The 19,042-nt window shown below is 52.3% G+C and carries 18 protein-coding genes, 1 tRNA gene and 1 pseudogene; 5 read left to right on the top strand and 15 right to left on the bottom strand.

Going from position 1 to position 19,042, the window contains the following annotated elements; all coding sequences use genetic code 11:
• Positions 1-101 (top strand): annotated as a pseudogene (locus tag VPK24_RS18845) (IS1 family transposase); the annotation flags it as partial.
• 283 nt (positions 102-384) lie between these two features.
• Here VPK24_RS18845 and VPK24_RS09675 read toward each other — a convergent pair.
• Positions 385-1,614 (bottom strand): glycosyltransferase family 4 protein, encoded by a 1,230-nt coding sequence (locus VPK24_RS09675; RefSeq protein ID WP_393012569.1) that lies wholly within the window; start codon positions 1,612-1,614, stop codon positions 385-387.
• Positions 1,615-1,648: 34 nt separating this feature from the next.
• Here VPK24_RS09675 and galE point away from each other — a divergent pair, with 34 nt between their 5' ends.
• Entirely contained in the window at positions 1,649-2,659 is a 1,011-nt protein-coding gene (galE, locus tag VPK24_RS09670) for a UDP-glucose 4-epimerase GalE (protein WP_393012534.1), read from the top strand.
• A 136-nt stretch (positions 2,660-2,795) separates the two neighbouring features.
• Here the strand turns inward: galE and VPK24_RS09665 are convergent, their stop codons facing one another.
• From VPK24_RS09665 to VPK24_RS09610, 12 genes are all read right to left on the bottom strand, one after another.
• Entirely contained in the window at positions 2,796-3,248 is a 453-nt protein-coding gene (locus VPK24_RS09665; RefSeq protein WP_099531618.1) for a DUF29 domain-containing protein, read from the bottom strand.
• A 207-nt stretch (positions 3,249-3,455) separates the two neighbouring features.
• On the bottom strand, positions 3,456-4,481 hold the full coding sequence (gene egtD / locus VPK24_RS09660; protein WP_393012531.1) for an L-histidine N(alpha)-methyltransferase: 1,026 nt from the start codon (positions 4,479-4,481) through the stop codon (positions 3,456-3,458).
• A 32-nt stretch (positions 4,482-4,513) separates the two neighbouring features.
• On the bottom strand, positions 4,514-6,046 hold the full coding sequence (gene ovoA / locus VPK24_RS09655) for a 5-histidylcysteine sulfoxide synthase (RefSeq protein ID WP_393012529.1): 1,533 nt from the start codon (positions 6,044-6,046) through the stop codon (positions 4,514-4,516).
• A 463-nt stretch (positions 6,047-6,509) separates the two neighbouring features.
• On the bottom strand, positions 6,510-7,172 hold the full coding sequence (locus tag VPK24_RS09650; protein ID WP_393012567.1) for a Na(+)/H(+) antiporter subunit B: 663 nt from the start codon (positions 7,170-7,172) through the stop codon (positions 6,510-6,512).
• On the bottom strand, positions 7,172-7,903 hold the full coding sequence (locus VPK24_RS09645) for a DUF4040 domain-containing protein (RefSeq protein ID WP_393012526.1): 732 nt from the start codon (positions 7,901-7,903) through the stop codon (positions 7,172-7,174). The genes VPK24_RS09650 and VPK24_RS09645 overlap by 1 nt, the downstream gene beginning before the upstream one ends.
• Entirely contained in the window at positions 7,900-8,196 is a 297-nt protein-coding gene (locus VPK24_RS09640) for a monovalent cation/H(+) antiporter subunit G (RefSeq protein WP_393012524.1), read from the bottom strand. Before VPK24_RS09640 ends, VPK24_RS09645 begins: the two co-directional genes overlap by 4 nt.
• A gap of 2 nt (positions 8,197-8,198) precedes the next feature.
• Positions 8,199-8,453, bottom strand: coding sequence for a hypothetical protein (locus VPK24_RS09635; protein WP_099531615.1), 255 nt, complete (start codon positions 8,451-8,453; stop codon positions 8,199-8,201).
• A gap of 57 nt (positions 8,454-8,510) precedes the next feature.
• Positions 8,511-8,897, bottom strand: a complete 387-nt coding sequence (locus VPK24_RS09630; protein ID WP_393012521.1) for a Na+/H+ antiporter subunit E — start codon at positions 8,895-8,897, stop codon at positions 8,511-8,513.
• Positions 8,891-10,501 (bottom strand): cation:proton antiporter, encoded by a 1,611-nt coding sequence (locus tag VPK24_RS09625; protein ID WP_393012565.1) that lies wholly within the window; start codon positions 10,499-10,501, stop codon positions 8,891-8,893. Before VPK24_RS09625 ends, VPK24_RS09630 begins: the two co-directional genes overlap by 7 nt.
• 419 nt (positions 10,502-10,920) lie before the next feature.
• Positions 10,921-11,259, bottom strand: a complete 339-nt coding sequence (locus VPK24_RS09620; protein WP_393012518.1) for a cation:proton antiporter subunit C — start codon at positions 11,257-11,259, stop codon at positions 10,921-10,923.
• Positions 11,260-11,814: 555 nt separating this feature from the next.
• Positions 11,815-13,134, bottom strand: coding sequence for an ABC transporter substrate-binding protein (locus VPK24_RS09615; RefSeq protein ID WP_393012563.1), 1,320 nt, complete (start codon positions 13,132-13,134; stop codon positions 11,815-11,817).
• Between the two features lie 659 nt (positions 13,135-13,793).
• Positions 13,794-13,883, bottom strand: a tRNA-Ser gene (locus VPK24_RS09610).
• A 102-nt stretch (positions 13,884-13,985) separates the two neighbouring features.
• On the opposite strand from VPK24_RS09610, the gene VPK24_RS09605 reads away from it, so the two are divergent.
• The 3 genes from VPK24_RS09605 (at position 13,986) to VPK24_RS09595 (ending at position 16,759) form a co-directional block, all read left to right on the top strand.
• Positions 13,986-14,165: a hypothetical protein gene (locus VPK24_RS09605; protein ID WP_393012516.1), complete on the top strand. Its 180-nt coding sequence runs from the start codon at positions 13,986-13,988 to the stop codon at positions 14,163-14,165.
• Between the two features lie 162 nt (positions 14,166-14,327).
• Complete coding sequence (locus VPK24_RS09600; RefSeq protein ID WP_099531612.1) at positions 14,328-14,846, top strand: LabA-like NYN domain-containing protein; 519 nt, start codon at positions 14,328-14,330, stop codon at positions 14,844-14,846.
• Between the two features lie 281 nt (positions 14,847-15,127).
• The gene (locus tag VPK24_RS09595) at positions 15,128-16,759 is read left to right on the top strand and encodes a 2-isopropylmalate synthase (RefSeq protein ID WP_393012513.1); all 1,632 of its coding nucleotides are present in this window, start codon (positions 15,128-15,130) and stop codon (positions 16,757-16,759) included.
• A 278-nt stretch (positions 16,760-17,037) separates the two neighbouring features.
• Here VPK24_RS09595 and VPK24_RS09590 read toward each other — a convergent pair whose 3' ends face one another.
• Both VPK24_RS09590 and thrC read right to left on the bottom strand, forming a co-directional pair.
• Positions 17,038-17,313 carry a ubiquitin-like small modifier protein 1 gene (locus tag VPK24_RS09590; RefSeq protein ID WP_393012510.1) on the bottom strand — a complete coding sequence of 92 codons (276 nt, stop codon included), beginning with the start codon at positions 17,311-17,313 and terminating at the stop codon, positions 17,038-17,040.
• Positions 17,314-17,648: 335 nt separating this feature from the next.
• Positions 17,649-19,013: a threonine synthase gene (gene thrC / locus VPK24_RS09585; protein WP_393012507.1), complete on the bottom strand. Its 1,365-nt coding sequence runs from the start codon at positions 19,011-19,013 to the stop codon at positions 17,649-17,651.
• Positions 19,014-19,042: the final 29 nt, after the last annotated feature.

Here is a 19,042-nt window from a genome sequence, read left to right as displayed (position 1 = left end):
TGCGGCGCACCCTGTCTTTTTCCAAATCCTTGGTCAATCACGAAGCAGCGATTTGGCGATTTATTCACCACTACAATGCCTCATTGCCAGTCGCTTCATAGTCCATCATTACTTCACAGGCACTACCGATAATTCTATTTAAGCACTCCCTGAGATTCTCCTAAAGTATTCCAATGAGCGAAAGCGATCAAATTCAATCAAGAAGGAGTTGGGTATAAACTATAACCAGAGTGTGAATTGAATCATTGACTACTGATCATTATTAACACTTGATTCCATCACTGGTTGCTGACAATGTTGCTGAGCGTTGAAGCTGACCGCCGAAGTTGGCTATCGAAGTTGACCTTATCGCCCTTCTAGGGAAAAAGAGGTGAAAGCTGCCTGTCATGGGGAGTTTTGTAAAACAGCTTCGTAATGCTGGGCGGCTTGCTCCCAGCTAAAGTCGCGTTCCACGTAGGCTCGGGCCGCTTGGGAGAGTTGGGCCCGCAACTCCGTAGATTCCCACAGCCGACCGATGGCGGCAATGTATTCAGCCGGTTGGTTGGCCCGTAAGGCTAAGGGTGGTTGGTCGATTGTCAAGCCTTCTAATCCCCGATCGCTCCCCACCACGGGTACGCCGGCCGCCATAGCCTCCAGGGTTTTGTTTTTGATGCCCAGCCCGGTGCGCAGGGGCACGACGCAAACGGAGGCCCGATGTAGCTCGGCGGCCATGGAATCCACAGGGCCGGTGACCACTACGCCGGGTCGATCGCCCAGGGCCAACACCTCAGCGCTGGGCCGGGCCCCCACAATCCGAAAAGTGGCGGCGGGATAGGTCGATCGCAGCGGTGGCAGAACGGCATTCACAAAAAACTTCACCGCATCGATGTTGTGGGTGGCATCCATTGCGCCCACAAACACCAATTCATAACCCCCGGGATCTCGATCGCGCGGCGGAAACAGGGCCAAGTCCACCCCGTTGGGAATGACGAAACCGGGCACTTGGGGGGCAAATTGGGCCATGTAGTCCCGATCGTCGGGGGTGGTGGTGACGATCGCGCTGAATTTGTTGGCGTAGCGGCGCTCATAGCGGGCGAGCAAGGGCAAATACAGCCAATCGCGTGTGGGGTGGGGAGATGCACCCAAATCCAGATGCCCCTTGGCCCAACCGTAAACGGAACTGTGAACATCCACAATCGATCGCAGCTTGGGGTAGCGCCGCTGCCAATCGGGCCGCACATAGATTTCATTCACACTGTGCTCGCAGGTGACCACATCAAAGCGATCGGCCGCAATTTGTTGATCAATCCAAGCCTGCATCGGCCGCGAAAAGCGATGCAACACATTGGGCGGTGTGCCCCTCAGCCAAGATTGCCCAAACCGCTTCACCTTGCGGGCCAACTGGCGCGGACTGCGGCTGGCGGCCGGATCCGGTGGCAGCGGAAACACCATCACCTCCTGAACGGTTGCCCGGAGCGCGGCCAGATGCTCATCGGTGACACTAGGATGGCGCTGGGTGGCAATGGTGACCGCATGGCGCTGGGCCAAGCGGGCCAGCAGGTTGTAAGTCCGAATTTCCGTGCCGCCTTTGCTGGGCGGATAAGGAAAGGTAGAAGAAATGGCTAAAATTCTCATGGCGATCGCCCCGTAATTCCCGTCGCTGCCCCCCATGACCGACGCTTGCTCAAAACCCACCATTCTCGTGACCGGCGGCGCTGGCTACATCGGCTCCCATACCGTTCTAGCGCTTCAACAGGCCGGCTATCCGGTGGTTGTGCTGGATAATTTGGGCTACGGCCACCGCGAGATTGTGGAATCGGTGCTGAAGGCTGAGTTGATTGTGGGTGATATTGGCGATCGGGCCTTGCTCGATCGACTCTTTGCCCAGCGCCAGATTGGAGCCGTGCTGCACTTCGCCGCCTACATTGCCGTGGGCGAGTCCGTTACCAATCCCGCCAAATACTATCGCAACAACGTGGTGGGAACCCTGACCCTGTTGGAAGCCATGGTGGCGGCCCAAGTGCCCCATTTCGTGTTTTCCTCCACGGCGGCCACCTATGGCGTACCCCAAACTCCCAAAATTGCCGAAGATCATCCCCAACTGCCGATTAATCCCTATGGGGAGTCTAAATTAACCGTCGAGCGAATGCTGCGGGATTTTGACCTGGCCTATGGATTGCGATCGGTCATCTTCCGTTACTTCAACGCCGCCGGAGCCGACCCCTCCGGCAACCTGGGCGAAGATCACCAGCCGGAAACCCATCTGATTCCACTGATTTTGTTGGCGGCCCTGGGCCAGCGAGACAACATCGCCATTTTTGGCACGGACTACCCCACCCCCGACGGCACTTGCATTCGGGATTATGTCCATGTGAACGACTTGGCCCACGCCCATGTGTTGGGGTTGGAATATTTGCTGAACGGCGGCGAATCCACGGCATTTAATTTGGGCAATGGCAACGGATTTTCCGTGAAGGAAACGATCGCCGCTGCTCGCCAGGTGACCCAACGCCCGATCGTTGTGGTGGAGCGCGATCGCCGGGCCGGTGATCCGCCCGTGTTGGTCAGCAGCAGCGATCGGGCCCAGGCGGTTTTGGGCTGGCAACCGGAGTACCCAGATTTAGAGGCGATCGTGTCCCATGCTTGGCACTGGCATCAACGCCGCCACGGCACTGAATAACGCCAGCCAGCTTCTATCCAGCAGTTTTTAGTCAGTGACCCAATGAAAGCCGCCCAATTTTTCTCCGTTGCAATCAGATGAAATCAGAGGATAAAAATAGGTCAATGCGGATTAGGCTTGATTTTTTGAAAGAGTCTCATTGGGGTAAAAAGTTTTCGTTTAATACCTCAAAAAGTTGGTAGGGACAAGCTTCTGGAAACTGTTCGATAGGTAATTCTGTTTCATCACTGGCTTGCCGACGTGCTCTGGGATAGGCCCAATCTAGGGCCTCAGGTAGGAAATTTTTGAGGCTAGGGGAATCGTCTAATAGGGACTGAATTCGAGTTCGGTGTTCCGTGATGCTTCCTGCCCAGCTTCCCGATCGCATCTCAGGCTGAAATTGCCACTTTAAAAGATGCACAAGAATCACCACCAAATTATGTTTAATGGCACGTTTATCGCTGCGGGCCATTGACTCTAATTCATCTAATAAATTATCCCAATCCACGTTGCCGTAGTCACGACGGCGCAGTTGCTCGATCGTTGCGTCTAACCAAAGGGCGTAGTCGCACTCATACAATGTTGCCAAATTGTCCCGGGCCACTGTCATCACTGTACCTCACGGAAACAAGCAAACTGAGAGGGCAAAAACGTTCACCCTCTCAATTTAGCAGTTCGCCTAAGAAAATGTCTTGACCTTCTTGGGGATCCAATCAAGTCTCGATGGATGATTGATGGTTTCTACTGTCAACCAGACTATCAACCAGACTATCAATCACATGAGCTTGATTGACGTTTGAAGAAAGGGGAACAGAATCTACGAACTGGTAGCTTGACACAACAGTAGTCCAAACCATTGCTGCGGATCGCTCCAGGTTTTGACGGCGGTGAGGCCGTGCTCTGCGAGTTGTTGGGGCAAGCGATCGAGCCGAAACTTGCGGGAAATTTCCGTCAAAATCGACTCCCCGGCTTGGAAGTTGGCGACAAAATCCAGGCGATCGAACTGCACTTGGCAATCGCGGTGACAATGGAGATACATCTCAATTTGCGAGTCTGCGGTGTTATAAATCGCTTCGTGACTGAAAGCATCGAGATCAAAATTGCCCCCAAAACGCCGGTTCAAATGAGCCAGCATGTTCAAGTTGAAGGCGGCCGTCACTCCCTGAGAATCGTTATAGGCTGCCTTGAGGATTTCCAGGTCTTTTTCAAGGTCAACTCCTAACAGGAAATAGTCACCGGGCTTGAGCGATTGGGCCACGCGATCGACAAAGCTGTTGAAGTCTGCGGGGGAGAAATTTCCCATCGAACTGCCCAAGAAAAACAACAGACGCGATCGCTCATTGCTGTGGGCTAAATAGTCCAAGGCCTGGTCATAGGTTCCCAACAGCCCCTGGATCCAAAATTCAGGATATTGCGATTGCAGTTGCACCACGCTGCTGTGCAAAATGCCGCCACTAATATCCACTGGGAGATAGTGGCAAGTGTCGGGGCGATCGGCCCAGAGCGATCGATAGGCATCCAACAGTAAGCGAGTTTTGGTGGAACTGCCGCTGCCCAATTCAATCAGTTCGTGGCTGTCGGTGATCGCAGCAATTTCGGTGGCATAGGTTTGCAAAATCCAAGCTTCTGTACGGGTTGGATAATATTCCGGAAGCTGGCAAATGTCCTCAAAGAGTTGCGATCCCCGATCGTCATAAAAATACTTGGGAGACAACTGCTTAGGGGTTTTGCTCAAGCCTTGGATCACCTCTGCACCTTCTGGGGTGGCGGGTGCGTGGCTGTGATCCAAAACAATGATCGCTCCCGATCGAATATCCGCATCAACCATTTCAGCGGCGTTCATCGGGCGCGATTGAACAGACGAAGACCGGCTTTCTAGTTGCATAAATCACTTGTCCCTTGGGCAATCCGAAAGCCCACATGTTGATAAAAATGAGGTCGGAACCAATTGCGATAGGATGGCAGGGCCATGGAGCCATTAGTAGCCCAAGAACCACCCAGCATCATGCGGTGATCTTCATCAAAGAAAGGAGCTGACTGATCTTCATAAAGAGGATGAGGTTCAAAGCCGGGTAATGGATTAAAAGCATCAGCAATCCATTCCCAAACATTGCCGCGCAAATCCGCAAGCCCTTGGACGATCGCCCTGTTTGAATTGACCGCTCGGGGTGAGATCCATTGCCAGTGTAAATTGGGAGGCAATTCAGCAATTGGGTCTGAGTCTTGCCCGAAAGCCTGCCCAAAATCTTGCCCAAAAGTTTGATCGAGGTCTTGATCAAAATCCTGATCGAAACCTTTAACTAAAGGGCGGTTGAAATGGGGATCTGCCTGCTGATTCCAAGGTCGGAAATCATGACTTTGGGTGGTGGTTTTCGCTTCTGTGGCTGACCACTGTAATGCACGATTCCATTCTGCCTCGCTGAGCAATCGTGCTCCTTTACCCTTCCAGCGACAGAAGGCGATCGCCTCGTAATAATTCACTTCTGCCGGCCAGGCGAGGGGTAAATCACATTCAAAAAAGGTCGATCGATACCGGTAGTGATCGCCTTGCGGAATCCAAAACCTGGGGTGAGAAACCTGATGAGCTTCGCGCCATTGCCAACCCTCGACCGACCAGTAGGCTGCGTTTTGGTAGCCACCGGCTGCCACGAATTCTTGATACTCTTGGTTGGTGATTAGGAATTGGCTCGCCCAAAAGCTGGGCACTTCCACTTGGCGTTGACCATATTCACTATCCCACCCATAGGTTTGATCGGTTGGGGATTTTCCGAGGGTGATTGTGCCGCCGGGAATTAGGCGCATGAAGTTTTCTGGTGCGGGCAAATCCGTTGGGGCGATCGACCAATCGGCCGGACATCGCAGCTGATCGAGTGATAATTGGCGCAACAACATCGAAGAGGTTTCAATGTGAATCCGCTGATGCTCGATCGCCATCAACAGGGCCCAAAGGGGATGTTTGGGGTGAATGGGTAACTCAAAATCAGCAGTCTGAATTATTTGCTCGATCGTGCACTTAACCCGATCTCGATAATCCCAAACAGCCCCCACTTCTGGCCATTGAATTCCGTTAATGACGGCATCTAATTCAGCGGAAGTGTTAGGATCAACCCCAATCTCAAACAACTGCTCATAGTTTGGGTTCAGCCGTTGCGGCCACAGGCCTACCCGCACTAATTTATTGACATAAAAAACCGCTGAATGTCCTAGGTAGAAAATCAGCGGGTTGCGTAGGGAATCTGGTCGTAAATAAAAGGTTGCTGGCTCTGCCAAACTGCTTAGCAGTTTATCTTCTAAAGCCCAGGCATCCTGAAAATAATGCAGCAGTTCTTGCGAACAACAACGGTCTAACCGTGGCACAGTTGGGGCCGAATTCATCCGAATGTCAGTCGGATTGGTTGTAACAGTCATATGGCTAGATCACCACGACGATTTCAAATGATCTGATTTTCAATGGTTTTAGCATTGGGCAATGGCCCGAGCCGCCCCTTGGAAATCAAGACTGAATTTTCCCCATTGCGGTCAAAACCGATCCAGAAGGATCGGTTGAGGTCGCTTGCTTTGCAGTTAGTCTTGCCCAATTAAGATTTCAATGAGGCAAGGGCAAAGACTTGGAGAATTGCGTTCCCATCCTCAGTCTGATTTTGGATCCTGAAGGGGAACTTCAGCAATTCTTCAGTGTTATGGGATCTATTTCTTCACAAAGCGTGATTGAACATTGCTTCACGGCGTGTGATTGAAATTCCCCTGAAGAATCACGGTCAACAATTCGTTTTACGGATGATGTCTAAGCATCCCTTCCCAAGGGCGATCGGGGCGGCCAGCAGCATCCCAGAAAACGATCAGTCAGATCACTCAACTGTAGAAGCCAAACCTAAAACAGTCCACGGTAGCGTATAAAAACCAACAATGCTGCCCAAGATCCCAAGGCCACCTTCACCGCCACCAACAAGTTCAAGATTGGCAATAGGCCGCCGCTGGCGAGGGTTCCTAACTCTCCGTGGGGCAATTCGTACCCAATTAAGGTGATGACAGCCAAGGCGATGAAAACGAGCACGGAAATTTTTTCCCAAGTGGCGGCTCGCCAGCGTTGATAAAGATTTTGCATCCAGTCCGGTGAAGCGGTAATGGTCACTAGGCCGATCGCAGTGCCCCCCGCCACGCCCGCTGCAAAACCACCACCGGGGCTGAGGTGACCGCGAATTCCTAGCTCGATCGCGACCAGGGCGGCGATTGTGGCTCCTAACCGTGCCAGCACGATCGAGGGTTGATCCACCAAGCGTTGAATTGAGCATGATGGATTTTCATTGGCCAATAAAAATTGCGATCCCATGATTGCAATTGTAAAAACCACCACCTCAAAAATGGTGTCGTATAATCGATTGCGAAAAATGATCCCCGAAACAGCATTCGGAACCCCGCTATCGGTCACCACTGCTTGTACAATTTCAGCCCCAATCACATCTGGTGCATAGTTGGGAAACAGCACCATTTTGCAATAGAGCGCTAAGCCTGCCAGTACATAAATCCACTTGATCATGAGGGTTTGCGCTCCTGGGTAAGGGTGACGTTGGCTGACGAATCAGTTGATAAATTGGCTAATAAATTGGCTGACTGACGCGCTGACTGATAAGTAATAGTTGCCAAGTCTGACAGGGGCTTCTCCCGCATAATTTCGTAGAGCCGTTGAACGCGGGTGATGAGTTGTGGCTTTCCGGAATGGGGCTGAGGCGCTGTTGAGTCTTCAGGGGCACTTAAAAGACTGAATGTGGGCGCATAGATGGCATGAACTTCCCGATCGCCCAAGGCTCGCTGGAGTGCCGTAAGGCTGGGATAGGGAACCAGTTCAATGCGGAGGTAAAAGGGCTTGAATGTATTTGCTAAACATTCCACCACCGTGGAATCTAATTCCCCATTGGCAGACTCTTGGGTTAAGTCAGGTGCGTGGGTTTTCGGGTCTAAATGTAGTAGATGAGGCGGGGTAACGATGGTTGAATCTTCTAGATATCCCAACTGCAAAACCAAGGACGATCGCACGGCAATTGCGTACAGCGTAATTGCTAATAATGTGCCCATGAGTGCTTCCGTTAAAGACACATCAGCAGCACCCAAAATCGCATAAACAGCCGCCGCCAAAGCGCCCAAAATGCCGCGAATCACCAATGCATGGTAAGGATTCGATTGAAAAATCACCATGGCCGCCGAGAGCGGCAACAGCGCAGTGATCACATAAATCGGCAGATCATTAACCCAGTTCAACTCATTCATAGTCGGTCTCCGCTGGTGGAGCAGTAGGCCAAAACATATCCCAACATGGTGTTCCAAACGGCCAAGCAAATCATGGCTAAAATGAGCAATGGCCACTCATTGGGAATCTTTAATAACAACCCAAACACGATCGCCAAAGACCCCAAGGTGTCCGACACAGATAAGCCGTGCAGTTTAAAAAGTACCGATCGGCGGGTGAGTAATTGGGTTGTGCCCCAAAACCAAAACACCATCCCACCCACTAAACAAAGATTGCTGATGCCATCCACTAAAGGAATTTCTGTCCAGGTCATGGTTAAGCTTCTCCCATTCGTTTCAAAACGTTAGCCAGCAGCATTAACCCAGCATTTCCCACGCTCAAAACAATCACGGCTACGACCCCGATCGACCAATCATCTCGCTGCACCGAAACCAGCAAAATGGCAATTGAAACCTTGCTGGAAACACTCGATAGGGCCAACATCTTTTGCCAAACATCTTCCTCTGTGCAGGCTTTATAAATTGGAATTAACAAAGCCAAAATGGCAGCAATCAAAATGGCATTGGTCATGGTGAATTGGGCAACCTGAGTCAGGAAGTTGAGCAGTTGCGGCGAAGCAATCAAAACCTAGGGATCAATTTTGTGAACGGCATAGCCGGTTTCTTTGTCATATCGGCAAACGATGGTTTTGGGGGTGAAAGTAATGAGAAAGATGTCCAAAAAAATTAGCTGGGTCGATCGCCGCTGAGGAACCTGTTCCCAAATAATGCTTTCTCGACGATGGGGACGAAACATGATTTCAATGGATTCGATATAGGCCATGGGAATGGCGGTCACAATCTTCCAGAAAACGGTGAGCCAATCTTTGAGGCGATCGGGTGCAAAGGATTGACGCGGTAAAAGCACAGCAACCACAATCCCGATCGCGAGATTAACTCCACTGCCATCGGCTGTGAGTAACAACCAAATCAGAAGGCGAAATAAAATAATTGCGAGCCGGCCGATTTTTACCATGACAATGCCATCCAAAACAGCACAACGGACGTTAAACTCATAGCCCCCACCAGGTGATCAAATTCTTCGGCCACCTGAGGTAATTTCACAGTGCTTTGACGAATCACAACCCAATAGATTAGCCAGCCTGCGGCAATGGTTAAACCGGCCTTGCTGGCACTATCCACCGTATAAGCCGCTCCATAAAAACCATTGGCGAGCACTAAACTTCCTAGTAGCAAACTCACAGCAATCCAAAGCCCAGACTTGGGAGCTGTGGCGGCTGCTTTGAGTTCTAAATTAGCGGCACTCGTGCCAGAAAAATTGAGGTTTTGAGTAGCCAAATTTGATGTGGCTAACGTTGAGCTAGCCATGACGGCCACTTCGGGTTTCGGTAGAGCATGGGCAGTGATTTGACCTGCTCCTTGGTCACCGCTGACGGCTTTGTCAAGGGATGGGAATCCATTGGGTTTGAGGAAGATGAATTTCGCAAAAGAAATGGCTGTCCCGATCGCGGCTGCGTTCATCAGCATGGTTTGCCAAGGTTGCAGTTCTTTCAGGGTTAAGGCCTTGGCCGCAAAACCAGCCAAAAGGGGCAATCCAGAAATTGACAAACTAGCCAGCAGCAACCCAACCCAAAGGGTGCGATCGATCGTTTGGCTCTTTAGAATCTTGAAGTTGCGGCTGGGCAAAGAACCCGCCAATAAAAACAAACAGGACTTCACCAAACCATGGGTGAGGGCATAAAATCCACCGACCAAGGGCGCGGCCAAAACAAACCCCAACTGCGAAATGGTGTGAAAAGCCAACATTCGCTTGGTGTCCTTCTCAAACATGGCGTAACTAACCCCTAAAAGGGCTGTTGCGACCCCAAAAATTCGGACAATTAAATCCAAATCATCAGATACGAAAGCGCAGCGTAATAAAGGCAAAATACTGGCTTTAATGGCAATTCCCGAAAGCAGGGCTGAAACGGAGGTTTCTGATTCTGAGTGGGTGAGCGGTAGCCACAAGCCGGAGATAAAAACCCCCCCTTTCACCAGCAGTCCCAAAAAGATGAGGGCGATCGCCTCCGGTGGAGCCTTGGCAAGACCTGCTAGGGCAAAGGAATGTTGATGTTGATAAACGGAAACTGCCCCCACCAGGTAAAACAACATGGCAGCATTGCTAATGAAGAGATAGCGCAGGGCGACCCAAATGGAGCGATCGCTGCGGGGATAGGCAATTAGCAAAAAAGCCGCAATGCCGCTAACCTCCAGGGCAATATAAATGCTGACTAAATCAGCACAAATAAATGCCGCATTAAGACTGCCGTGAAGCATTAACAATTGGCTGTAGAAAAAAGCTTTTTTGGGGCTTTGCCAGGAATAGCACAAGACTGCGAGGGTGACGATCGCATTGGTCAAAATGAAAAAAGCCGCCAGAGAATCGGCAACCAAAGTCACCCCAAACCGATCCAAGAGGGTCAGCGGTAAGGGAGCATTGGCGGTTAACAGTAGCCCGGCATAAACCGCTGAGGTGACGGCGACCAGCAGGGACAAGACTCGATCGAGCTTGGGCAGCAGGGCAATCACAAACCCCAAAATGAGGGAAAAAACAACCCAACCAACGGTTAACGGTTCCAAGATAGAAGATGCAAGCATGGTGGCTTCTGGGGGTGGTGAATGAGCCATCAATGGGCTATTAGCGACTCGACCTAGGGGCGACTAGCTCATTGTGCGATCGCGCAATTTGAGCCATCTTGGGGCTACTTGAGATGCTGAAAATTGACGAAATTTGGGTGTGCAACACCGCTCAACTCAGTCAGCATCTATGGAGTAATGAATGATCAACGGGGCAGTTAATCAAGAGGTGAATTCAGACTTAACTCAAAATTAATTTGAGCTTAAACCTGAACCGATGAGCGACTTAACCAAGAGCGATGAAGCCAGGATTAATTCAAACGAGTCAATCAGAGTTGGTTTCAACAGAATCAACTAAAATAATTGCTGGTTGACCTGATTGTATTCCTCGCTAATGGCAAATTGAAAAACCAACGAACTGCTTATTGCTGATTGTTTTTTTCAATTTCAGCCGTTTCCAAGGTTGGGTTATCCCGCGCTAACTTCATTACACCTACCAACATCAGTGCTTGAATGGAAAAGCCAATCACGATCGCCGTCAAAATCACCGCTTGGGGAACTGGATCTGCATAGGTCACATCACGAGAAGGAAATTGCAAAATAGGTGTAAATAGACCCGATCGCGCTGCTATGAGCACATAATAGGCAATGACACCTGTGCTCATTACATCCATTGCAACAATTTTCATGACTAGATTTTTCTTTAAAATCATGCCGAAAAATCCTAATAAAATAGTGGCAAAAATAAATCCTTCTAACATGGCTCATTACTCTATCGTGAAGGTTGTTTGAATCAGTGATTCTGTAAACAAAACCAATGCAATGACCAGTGGCTTAAAACAAGCGACTTAGGACAAATTGATCAAGGCAGGTTGTACAGATTGCTTAGACAGAACAGTTCGATCATATTTTGACAGAATGCCTGGGCAGAGAATTGGAAAATGTCCAAGATGATGAGAAACTGCTTGGGCCTACTTAGCCCATTCAAATTAAATAGGGCGTTGCTGTAACCAGATAATCTGATTACTCTTTTTTAGTACTGACTTAACGACTATACTATGGAGCGCTTGAGGATTGATCGCCTGGGTCAATTAGAGACTGACACAAAAACTTAATTGTTTGATTGAGTTTTCCTATTTGAATCTGGATCAATGGGTGCTGTTTGGAAAGGAGCAGGGACAGGAAGCACGCAAGAGCAATAAACAGGGCGATCGATTGGCCCATTGCAGCCTGCTCGATCGCCCCGGTGGCACTGAGTGCCGAATATGATGAAGTTTGATGAAGCTTAATTGGGTGCGGCGGGATTTGATCGCCCCCTATTGCAGCTTCACCTTGCCCTTAATCGAAATCTTGCCGTCACTCTCCACATTCCAAACGTCGTAGTTACCCACCACATCGCCGTTCTCGTCAATGTCTACGTTGCCGCTTGCGCCCTGGTAGTTAATCTTCTTGCCCGCCTTCAGCAACTCCAGCCCCTTGCAGACATCGGTAACCGCTTCCCCGTCGCCGCTAGATACTTCCCGAATCTTGCTTTGGATCCCTGTGCCCGTGTTTTCGCCGGCCGCTTGGGCTGCCAAGGCCATCAACATCACCGCATCCCAGGTTTGGGGCACGAAAGCGGCGGGGGCTTTGTTCAGTTTCCGTTGCACCAATTCTGCCAGGGCCGTGAGGCTTTCACCATCGGCTCCGGGCACTGTCCCGATCGCCCCGGCCACAATCGGTTTCCCATCGGATCCCATCCCCACCTGTTTTGCCAGGTCGTCCGTTTTCATGCCATCCGTCAGCATGATTTGCACCCCCTTGCTCAGGCCCTGCTCATAGGCTGCCTTCAACAACAGGGCCCCGCTTTCCACATAAAGAATTGCCGCCACCGCGTCGGGTTTTTGGCTGAAGGCCGCGTTCACTTCCGATTCAAAGGTGGCCGCCTTGGGGTCATAGCGGGTGGGTTTGGCTTCGTTCACCACCGTGCCGCCCAGTTTTTTGAACGCAGCGATGAATTTTTGCTCAAATCCCACGCCGTAATCGTTATTAATCACGATCGTGGCAACCCGCTTGTGACCCCGCTCAAAGGCCAGCTTGGCCAGTGCTTCAGCCTGGTAGGTGTCCGGCGGGGCCGTTCGGGCCCAAAATCCTTGAAATTCGCCCTTTTTCGCCCGTTCCGTGAATACGGGGCTGGTGCTGCCGGGCGAAATCATCATCACTTTGTTGCGCACGGCCACATCCACCGCAGCGCCGGAAACACTGCTGGCAAAGGAGCCAACCACCCCGGCCACCTTGTCCACTTCCACCAGCTTGGTCATCCCTTCCACGCCCACGGTCGGATCCGTTTGGTCATCGGCCAGCACCAGGCTCACGGGTTTGCCGTTCACACCCCCGCAGGCGTTAATGGTTTCGACGGCCAGGGGCAAAACCTCTGACATGGGCTGCCCGATCGACTGTAAATCGCCTGTGGTGGGCAGCAGGGCCCCCAACTTCAGCCCATCGGTAGGCGCAGCGGCTTCCGGGCTGCCTCCGGCGGGGGATGCGTTGGGCTGTCCGGCACAGGCTCCGAGCAAACTGGTTAAGGCCGCCACGGCCATCAGGGCTGGCCAGGCACGACGCGGCTGTCTGGCTTGCGAGGTCAATTGTGGTTTCATGGGGTCGTGATGCTCGGGCATCGCAGTCATGGTCATTCACTCCTCAAGAATTGGAAAACCCAATGCGGCCTAGTCTTAGCCCGTCCTGGCTCGATCGAGCAAATCGATCGCCTAGGAGTCTCGGCCCTGAGTTTGCTACTGGGTTGATCAGATTGCGTGATCAGATTGTGTGATCAAATTGCTTGATCAGATTGGCTGATCAAATCAAGGGCCGGTCTGAAGCCCGGGTGGATCTAATCTCTCAATCTAATATTCAAATTCAATCTCTGAAACTGGTCTCTAGAATTCATCTCTAGAACTAATCTCTGAAATTCATCTCTGAAATTCATCCCTGAAATCCATGGGTCTTCAATCCGCTCACGAATCTCATAATCGCCCTTGGGGGATGTCTGAAAAGTATCTTTGGAGACTGGCAAAGCGCCTATCGTCGTGGATGCAAGGTATTTCAGCCTCTTGCCTGCGTCGATCGACCAGGGATCAATTTTGGCTTTTCGGAGATCCGTTCAAGCTGATGGATTTTTACAAATAGATTTTTACAAATATTTGTGACTGATATTTGTGACTGATGACTATCCCAATCGCGGTTGAACAGTCATTGGCAGCCGTTGTTAAAATGACTCCGACTCCAATTCAGGCTCTACTTCAAAGTCTGTTCAAAACGGAGAGAGAGGGATTCGAACCCTCGGAGAGTCTAAACGACCCTCAACAGATTAGCAATCTGCCGCTTTCGACCACTCAGCCATCTCTCCAGAAGGCGCTGTTTTGACAACGCGAGCTACATAGTAGCAGAGTTTTTTTGATTCTGTGAAGGGTTTTGGGAACAGTTTCAATTTTTTTGTTTTTAGGGAGCCATGACCAGCCGCGATCGGGCGATCCACCGTGAGTCGGCTTCAGGGCGCGGTGTTCTCAGCGGTGGCCTTAAAGGATTGCTTGTGGGGGAGATCGGGCGATTCGGCCCCTCGGTGGTTTGTGTAAAAGTTAAGGAATATGTAAAAGTTAAGGAATATTATGAAGTGCTAGGCTCAAATTAGGCAGCTCACGGCGCGATCGCTCCCGCTGTATCGGGGTCTCAAGCATCAGCCCACCCTAACCCTCAGCCAGCCCCTTCGTTAGACCAAGCTGCCATACGCTAGCGTCTAAATCCCTAAACACTTCTCAAAACATCTGAATCAACCAGCTAGGCTTCCTTCTCTATGACAATTAATACCGCCCGTCTATCCATTTTTGTGGATGGCAACAATATGTTTTATGCCCAGCAAAAGAATGGCTGGTTTTTCGATCCTCGGCGGGTTCTTGAATATTTCACCGAACCAGCTAATGTGCAATTGATTAATGCCTTTTGGTATACGGGGCTGAAGGATCCTCAGGATCAGCGGGGATTTCGGGACGCGTTGATTAATCTGGGCTACACGGTTCGCACTAAATTGCTGAAGGAATATTACGACGACAAGTCTGAGCGCTATTCCCAAAAGGCGAACCTGGACATTGAAATTGTGATTGATATGTTCAACACCGTGGATCAATATGATGCAGTGGTGTTGTTCAGTGGTGATGGGGATTTTGAGCGGGCGATCGAGCTGTTGCGCTCCAAAAACACCCATATCACCGTGGTTTCCACCGAAGGGATGATTGCCCGGGAACTGCGCAATGCGACCGATCGCTACATTGACCTCAACGACATCCGCCGCAAAATCGAAAAGTCGGATTATTAACCAATGACTATTCATCGGGACTTCAGCGATCGCTGACTGTGGGCGCACAGCGGTGCACCCCTACCCGATTGAATTGTCCAAATATTCGATGGGCATACTCGGGATGCCCATCCCATCAACCGATCACAATCCCGATCGCCCCTTGCGCGATCGGCAACCAAAATCGTTAGAATAAGCCCCATGGGCGCAACCTAAATTTAGCGTTGCGCTTTTGCATTTTTGGTTGTCCCTTATGAATAGTTGTCCGCATTGGTCGCGGCCGATTCCTCGGAGGTAATTTCATGACCGCTCAGTCTGCTGGCCCGGTAATTAATCCCGATCGCGTTTTGATTTTTGACACCACCCTGCGCGATGGCGAACAGTCGCCCGGCGCATCGCTGAACGTCGAAGAAAAGCTAACGATCGCCCGCCAGCTAGCTCGACTGCAAGTGGACATCATCGAAGCCGGTTTTCCCTTCTCCAGCCCCGGGGACTTCGATGCCGTGCAACGGATTGCCGCCGAAGTGGGCACCCCCAACGGCCCGACCATTTGCGGCTTGGCCCGCGCCCGCAAGGAAGACATTCAAACGGCGGCCGCAGCTCTGAAGGAAGCGTCGAAGTGGCGGATCCACACCTTCATCGCCACGTCCGACATCCACATGAAGTACAAGCTCAAAAAAGAGCGGCCGGAAGTGGTGGCGATCGCCGAAGAAATGGTGGCCTACGCCAAGAGCTTCACCAATGATGTGGAATTTTCGCCGGAGGATGCGGGGCGCAGCGATCCGGAATTCCTTTATGAAGTGCTGGAGCGGGCGATCGCCGCTGGGGCGACCACGGTGAATATTCCCGACACCGTGGGCTACACCACCCCTGATGAATTTGGCGCGCTGATTCGCGGCATCAAGGAAAACGTGCCGAACATTGATCAGGCGGTGATTTCCGTCCATGGTCACAACGACTTGGGCTTGGCGGTGGCTAACTTCCTGGCGGCAGTGCAAAACGGCGCGCGTCAGTTGGAATGCACCTTGAACGGCATCGGTGAACGGGCGGGCAATGCCTCCCTGGAAGAGTTGGTGATGGCGCTGCATGTGCGGCGATCGTTCTATAACCCGTTCTTTGGGCGATCGCCGGAGTCGGAAGAACCCTTGACCGGCGTGAACCTGAAGGAAATCTACCGCACCTCGCGGATGGTCTCGCAACTGACGGGCATGATCGTTCAGCCGAACAAGGCGATCGTCGGAGCCAATGCCTTCTCGCACCAATCGGGCATTCACCAGGACGGGATGCTCAAAAACAAGCTGACCTACGAAATCATCGATGCCCAAACGATCGGGCGGACGGAAAACCAAATTGTCCTCGGCAAGCTGTCGGGCCGCAACGCCTTCGCCACGCGCCTGAAAGAATTGGGCTTTGAGCTGACCGAAACAGAATTGAACAAGGCCTTTGTGCGGTTCAAGGACGTTGCGGACAAGAAAAAGGAAGTGAGCGATCGGGATTTGGAGGCGATCGTCAACGACGAAATCCGCCAAGTGCCGGAACTCTACCGCCTGGAGCATGTGCAAGTGTCCTGCGGGGACAAGTCCTGCCCCACGGCCACGGTCACGGTGCGGATGCCCGACGGGAACGATCGCACCGACGCGGCCACCGGCACGGGCCCCGTGGATGCGGTTTACCGCGCCATCAGCCGGATCGCTCAAATCGACAACGACTTAATCGAGTTCTCCGTGCAGTCGGTGACGGCAGGGATCGATGCGATGGGCGAAGTCACGATCCGGATTCGCCACGCGGACACGGTGTTTTCGGGCCATTCGGCCAACACCGACATCGTGGTGGCTTCTGCCCAAGCCTACGTCAGCGCCCTCAACCGGTTGGCGGCGGCCCTGCAAACGGAAGGGAAGCGCAATCCCCAAACGGAAACGGTCTCGATCGGGTAAGCCTTGCCCCATGAGTCCCTAATTTCCTAAATGGGGGCGATATTTGGGCGATTAATTGGGAGGCAGGTTCAGCGCCTGCCCCCCAACCAAACCAAAAGAAAAAACGAGGATACCGCTAGGGTTCCCTCGTGTTGCCGCAAATTTAGTGAAGTCTATCGGATCCCGATCGCCCCAATTGATGCGCTAGGGCGATCGCCCGACTTTCTCCAAAGACTGAAAAAACTGAAAAGCTGGGAAGCTGCCAATCGGGATTCCGAGGAATCAACCGCAGCCTTGGTTCAACCGCCCGCAACGGCCGGCACGATGCTCACCTCATCGCCGTCGGCCAGGCTGGTGGCTTGGCCATCCAGGAAGCGGATATCTTCGCTGTTCACGTAGACATTTAAGAAGCGGCGGAGTTTGCCTTGCTCGTCGCAAATGCGCTCCTTAATTCCTGGACAGCTTTCTTCCAGGGAGTCAATCATCGCGTCGATCGTGTCGCCGCTGCATTCGATTTCGGCCCGATCCTCGGTGAATTTTTGCAGCGGGGTAGGAATCAAAACTTTAATGGCCATGGTCGTGCAGATTCAGAAACTCAGAACAACGCAAAAAAAAGGGCAGGCGATCGAATCAATCATCGAATCGTGACGACAAATCATGATTGCGAATCGTGATTGCAAACAACCAAAAACAGTCAAAAGCAAGCCCGCAAACAGCAGGCATGAATCGCCCGAGATTGGCCCCAACCTCCTAACCTCACCCCAGTGGGATTCGGTCGGCCGCCGCTTGGGCTGGCCAGGTCAGTGGGCAGGCTCCCCATGAGCAAGAGCCATGAGCGCGTGACCAACTCCCGCGCGGTGGGGGTGATTCACAACCCAAGCCGCGAATCACCCGGTTTTTGGGAAAATCCCTAGACCAAAACCTGTTGCCACTCCAGGCGATCGAGCGTGCGGGCCCGATCCCAAGCGCGCTCAAAGCTATCCAGCTTCGGATCAATTTCCAACGGTTGACCCGCGTGGCTTTGAACCGCCTCTTGGGTTTTCAGACCGTTGCCGGTGATGTAAACCACCGTGGTTTCGTCGGGGTTAATCTTGCCCGCTTCCACCAACTTCTTCAAGACGGCGATCGTCGTACCGCCAGCGGTTTCCGTGAAGATGCCTTCGGTTTCCGCCAGCAGCTTGATGCCTTCCACGATTTCTTCATCGGTGGCGGTTTCAATGTGGCCGCCGGTTTTGCGGGCTTGCTCCACCGCATAGATCCCATCAGCGGGGTTCCCGATCGCGATCGACTTGGCGATCGTGTTGGGTTTCACGGGGGCAATAAAGTCCCGCTCTTCCTTGAAGGCCGTGGCGATCGGGTTGCAACCCTCCGCCTGGGCCCCGCTACACTTCACGGGCTTCGATTCCACCAAGCCCGTGGCGATCAGCTCTTGGAAGCCCTTGTGGATTTTCGTGAACAGGGAGCCAGAAGCCAACGGAGCCACAATGTGATCCGGCAGTTGCCAACCCAACTGTTCCGCCACCTCAAAGCCCAAAGTCTTGGAGCCTTCGGAGTAGTAAGGACGCAAGTTGATGTTCACGAAGCCCCAGCCGTAGCTGTTGGCCACTTCCGAGCAAAGGCGGTTCACTTGGTCATAATTACCGCGCACCGCCATCACGGTGGGGTTATAGATCAACGTGCCCAACACCTTGCCCGATTCCAGGTCAGCGGGAATGAACACGCAGCACTCCAAACCCGCGTGGGCGGCGATCGCCGCTGTGGAGTTAGCCAAGTTGCCGGTGCTGGCACAGGAAACCGTGGTGAAGCCCAGCTCGCGAGCACGGGTCAGGGCCACGGACACCACCCGATCCTTGAAGCTCAAGGTGGGCATGTTCACCGCGTCGTTCTTGATATAGAGGTTCTTGAGACCCAAACGACGAGCCAGGCGGTTAGCCTTCAGGAGGGGAGTCATACCCGTGCCCACGTCGATCGGGTCGCTGCCTACGGGCAGAAAATCTTTGTAGCGCCAGATGGAGTTCGGGCCGGCCGCGATCTTTTCGCGCGATACATTGCGGGCGATCGCCTCGTAGTCATACTTCACTTCCAGCGGGCCAAAGCACAACTCGCACACATGCATGGCGGTGGCTTCGTATTCGGCACCACATTCTTTGCACTTCAGGTGCGTAAAGTGGCCGCTGTGGCTATGGTGGCTATCGGCTGGGTGACTGTGCTGGTGATCCAGTTGGTGATCGGGCGATTCGGTGGCGGTGCGGCGGGTATCGAGAACTCCAGTCATGGGGCGGTTTCGCTCCTGTTTTGCGGCAA

Source organism: Limnothrix redekei LRLZ20PSL1 (assembly GCF_043235035.1).
In the GTDB taxonomy this organism is placed as follows: domain Bacteria; phylum Cyanobacteriota; class Cyanobacteriia; order CACIAM-69d; family CACIAM-69d; genus CACIAM-69d.
This window is presented reverse-complemented; position numbering and strand designations above follow the sequence as displayed.

Bases quoted from the DNA above. Each gene is read 5' to 3' on its own strand.
- VPK24_RS09675 (WP_393012569.1), bottom strand. From the start codon at position 1,614: ATGAGAATTTTAGCCATTTCTTCTACCTTTCCTTATCCGCCCAGCAAA.
- galE (WP_393012534.1), top strand. From the start codon at position 1,649: ATGACCGACGCTTGCTCAAAACCCACCATTCTCGTGACCGGCGGCGCT.
- VPK24_RS09665 (WP_099531618.1), bottom strand. From the start codon at position 3,248: ATGACAGTGGCCCGGGACAATTTGGCAACATTGTATGAGTGCGACTAC.
- egtD (WP_393012531.1), bottom strand. From the start codon at position 4,481: ATGAACGCCGCTGAAATGGTTGATGCGGATATTCGATCGGGAGCGATC.
- ovoA (WP_393012529.1), bottom strand. From the start codon at position 6,046: ATGACTGTTACAACCAATCCGACTGACATTCGGATGAATTCGGCCCCA.
- VPK24_RS09645 (WP_393012526.1), bottom strand. From the start codon at position 7,903: ATGAATGAGTTGAACTGGGTTAATGATCTGCCGATTTATGTGATCACT.
- VPK24_RS09640 (WP_393012524.1), bottom strand. From the start codon at position 8,196: ATGACCTGGACAGAAATTCCTTTAGTGGATGGCATCAGCAATCTTTGT.
- VPK24_RS09635 (WP_099531615.1), bottom strand. From the start codon at position 8,453: ATGACCAATGCCATTTTGATTGCTGCCATTTTGGCTTTGTTAATTCCA.
- VPK24_RS09630 (WP_393012521.1), bottom strand. From the start codon at position 8,897: ATGGTAAAAATCGGCCGGCTCGCAATTATTTTATTTCGCCTTCTGATT.
- VPK24_RS09620 (WP_393012518.1), bottom strand. From the start codon at position 11,259: ATGTTAGAAGGATTTATTTTTGCCACTATTTTATTAGGATTTTTCGGC.
- VPK24_RS09615 (WP_393012563.1), bottom strand. From the start codon at position 13,134: ATGAAACCACAATTGACCTCGCAAGCCAGACAGCCGCGTCGTGCCTGG.
- VPK24_RS09605 (WP_393012516.1), top strand. From the start codon at position 13,986: ATGACCAGCCGCGATCGGGCGATCCACCGTGAGTCGGCTTCAGGGCGC.
- VPK24_RS09600 (WP_099531612.1), top strand. From the start codon at position 14,328: ATGACAATTAATACCGCCCGTCTATCCATTTTTGTGGATGGCAACAAT.
- VPK24_RS09595 (WP_393012513.1), top strand. From the start codon at position 15,128: ATGACCGCTCAGTCTGCTGGCCCGGTAATTAATCCCGATCGCGTTTTG.
- VPK24_RS09590 (WP_393012510.1), bottom strand. From the start codon at position 17,313: ATGGCCATTAAAGTTTTGATTCCTACCCCGCTGCAAAAATTCACCGAG.
- thrC (WP_393012507.1), bottom strand. From the start codon at position 19,013: ATGACTGGAGTTCTCGATACCCGCCGCACCGCCACCGAATCGCCCGAT.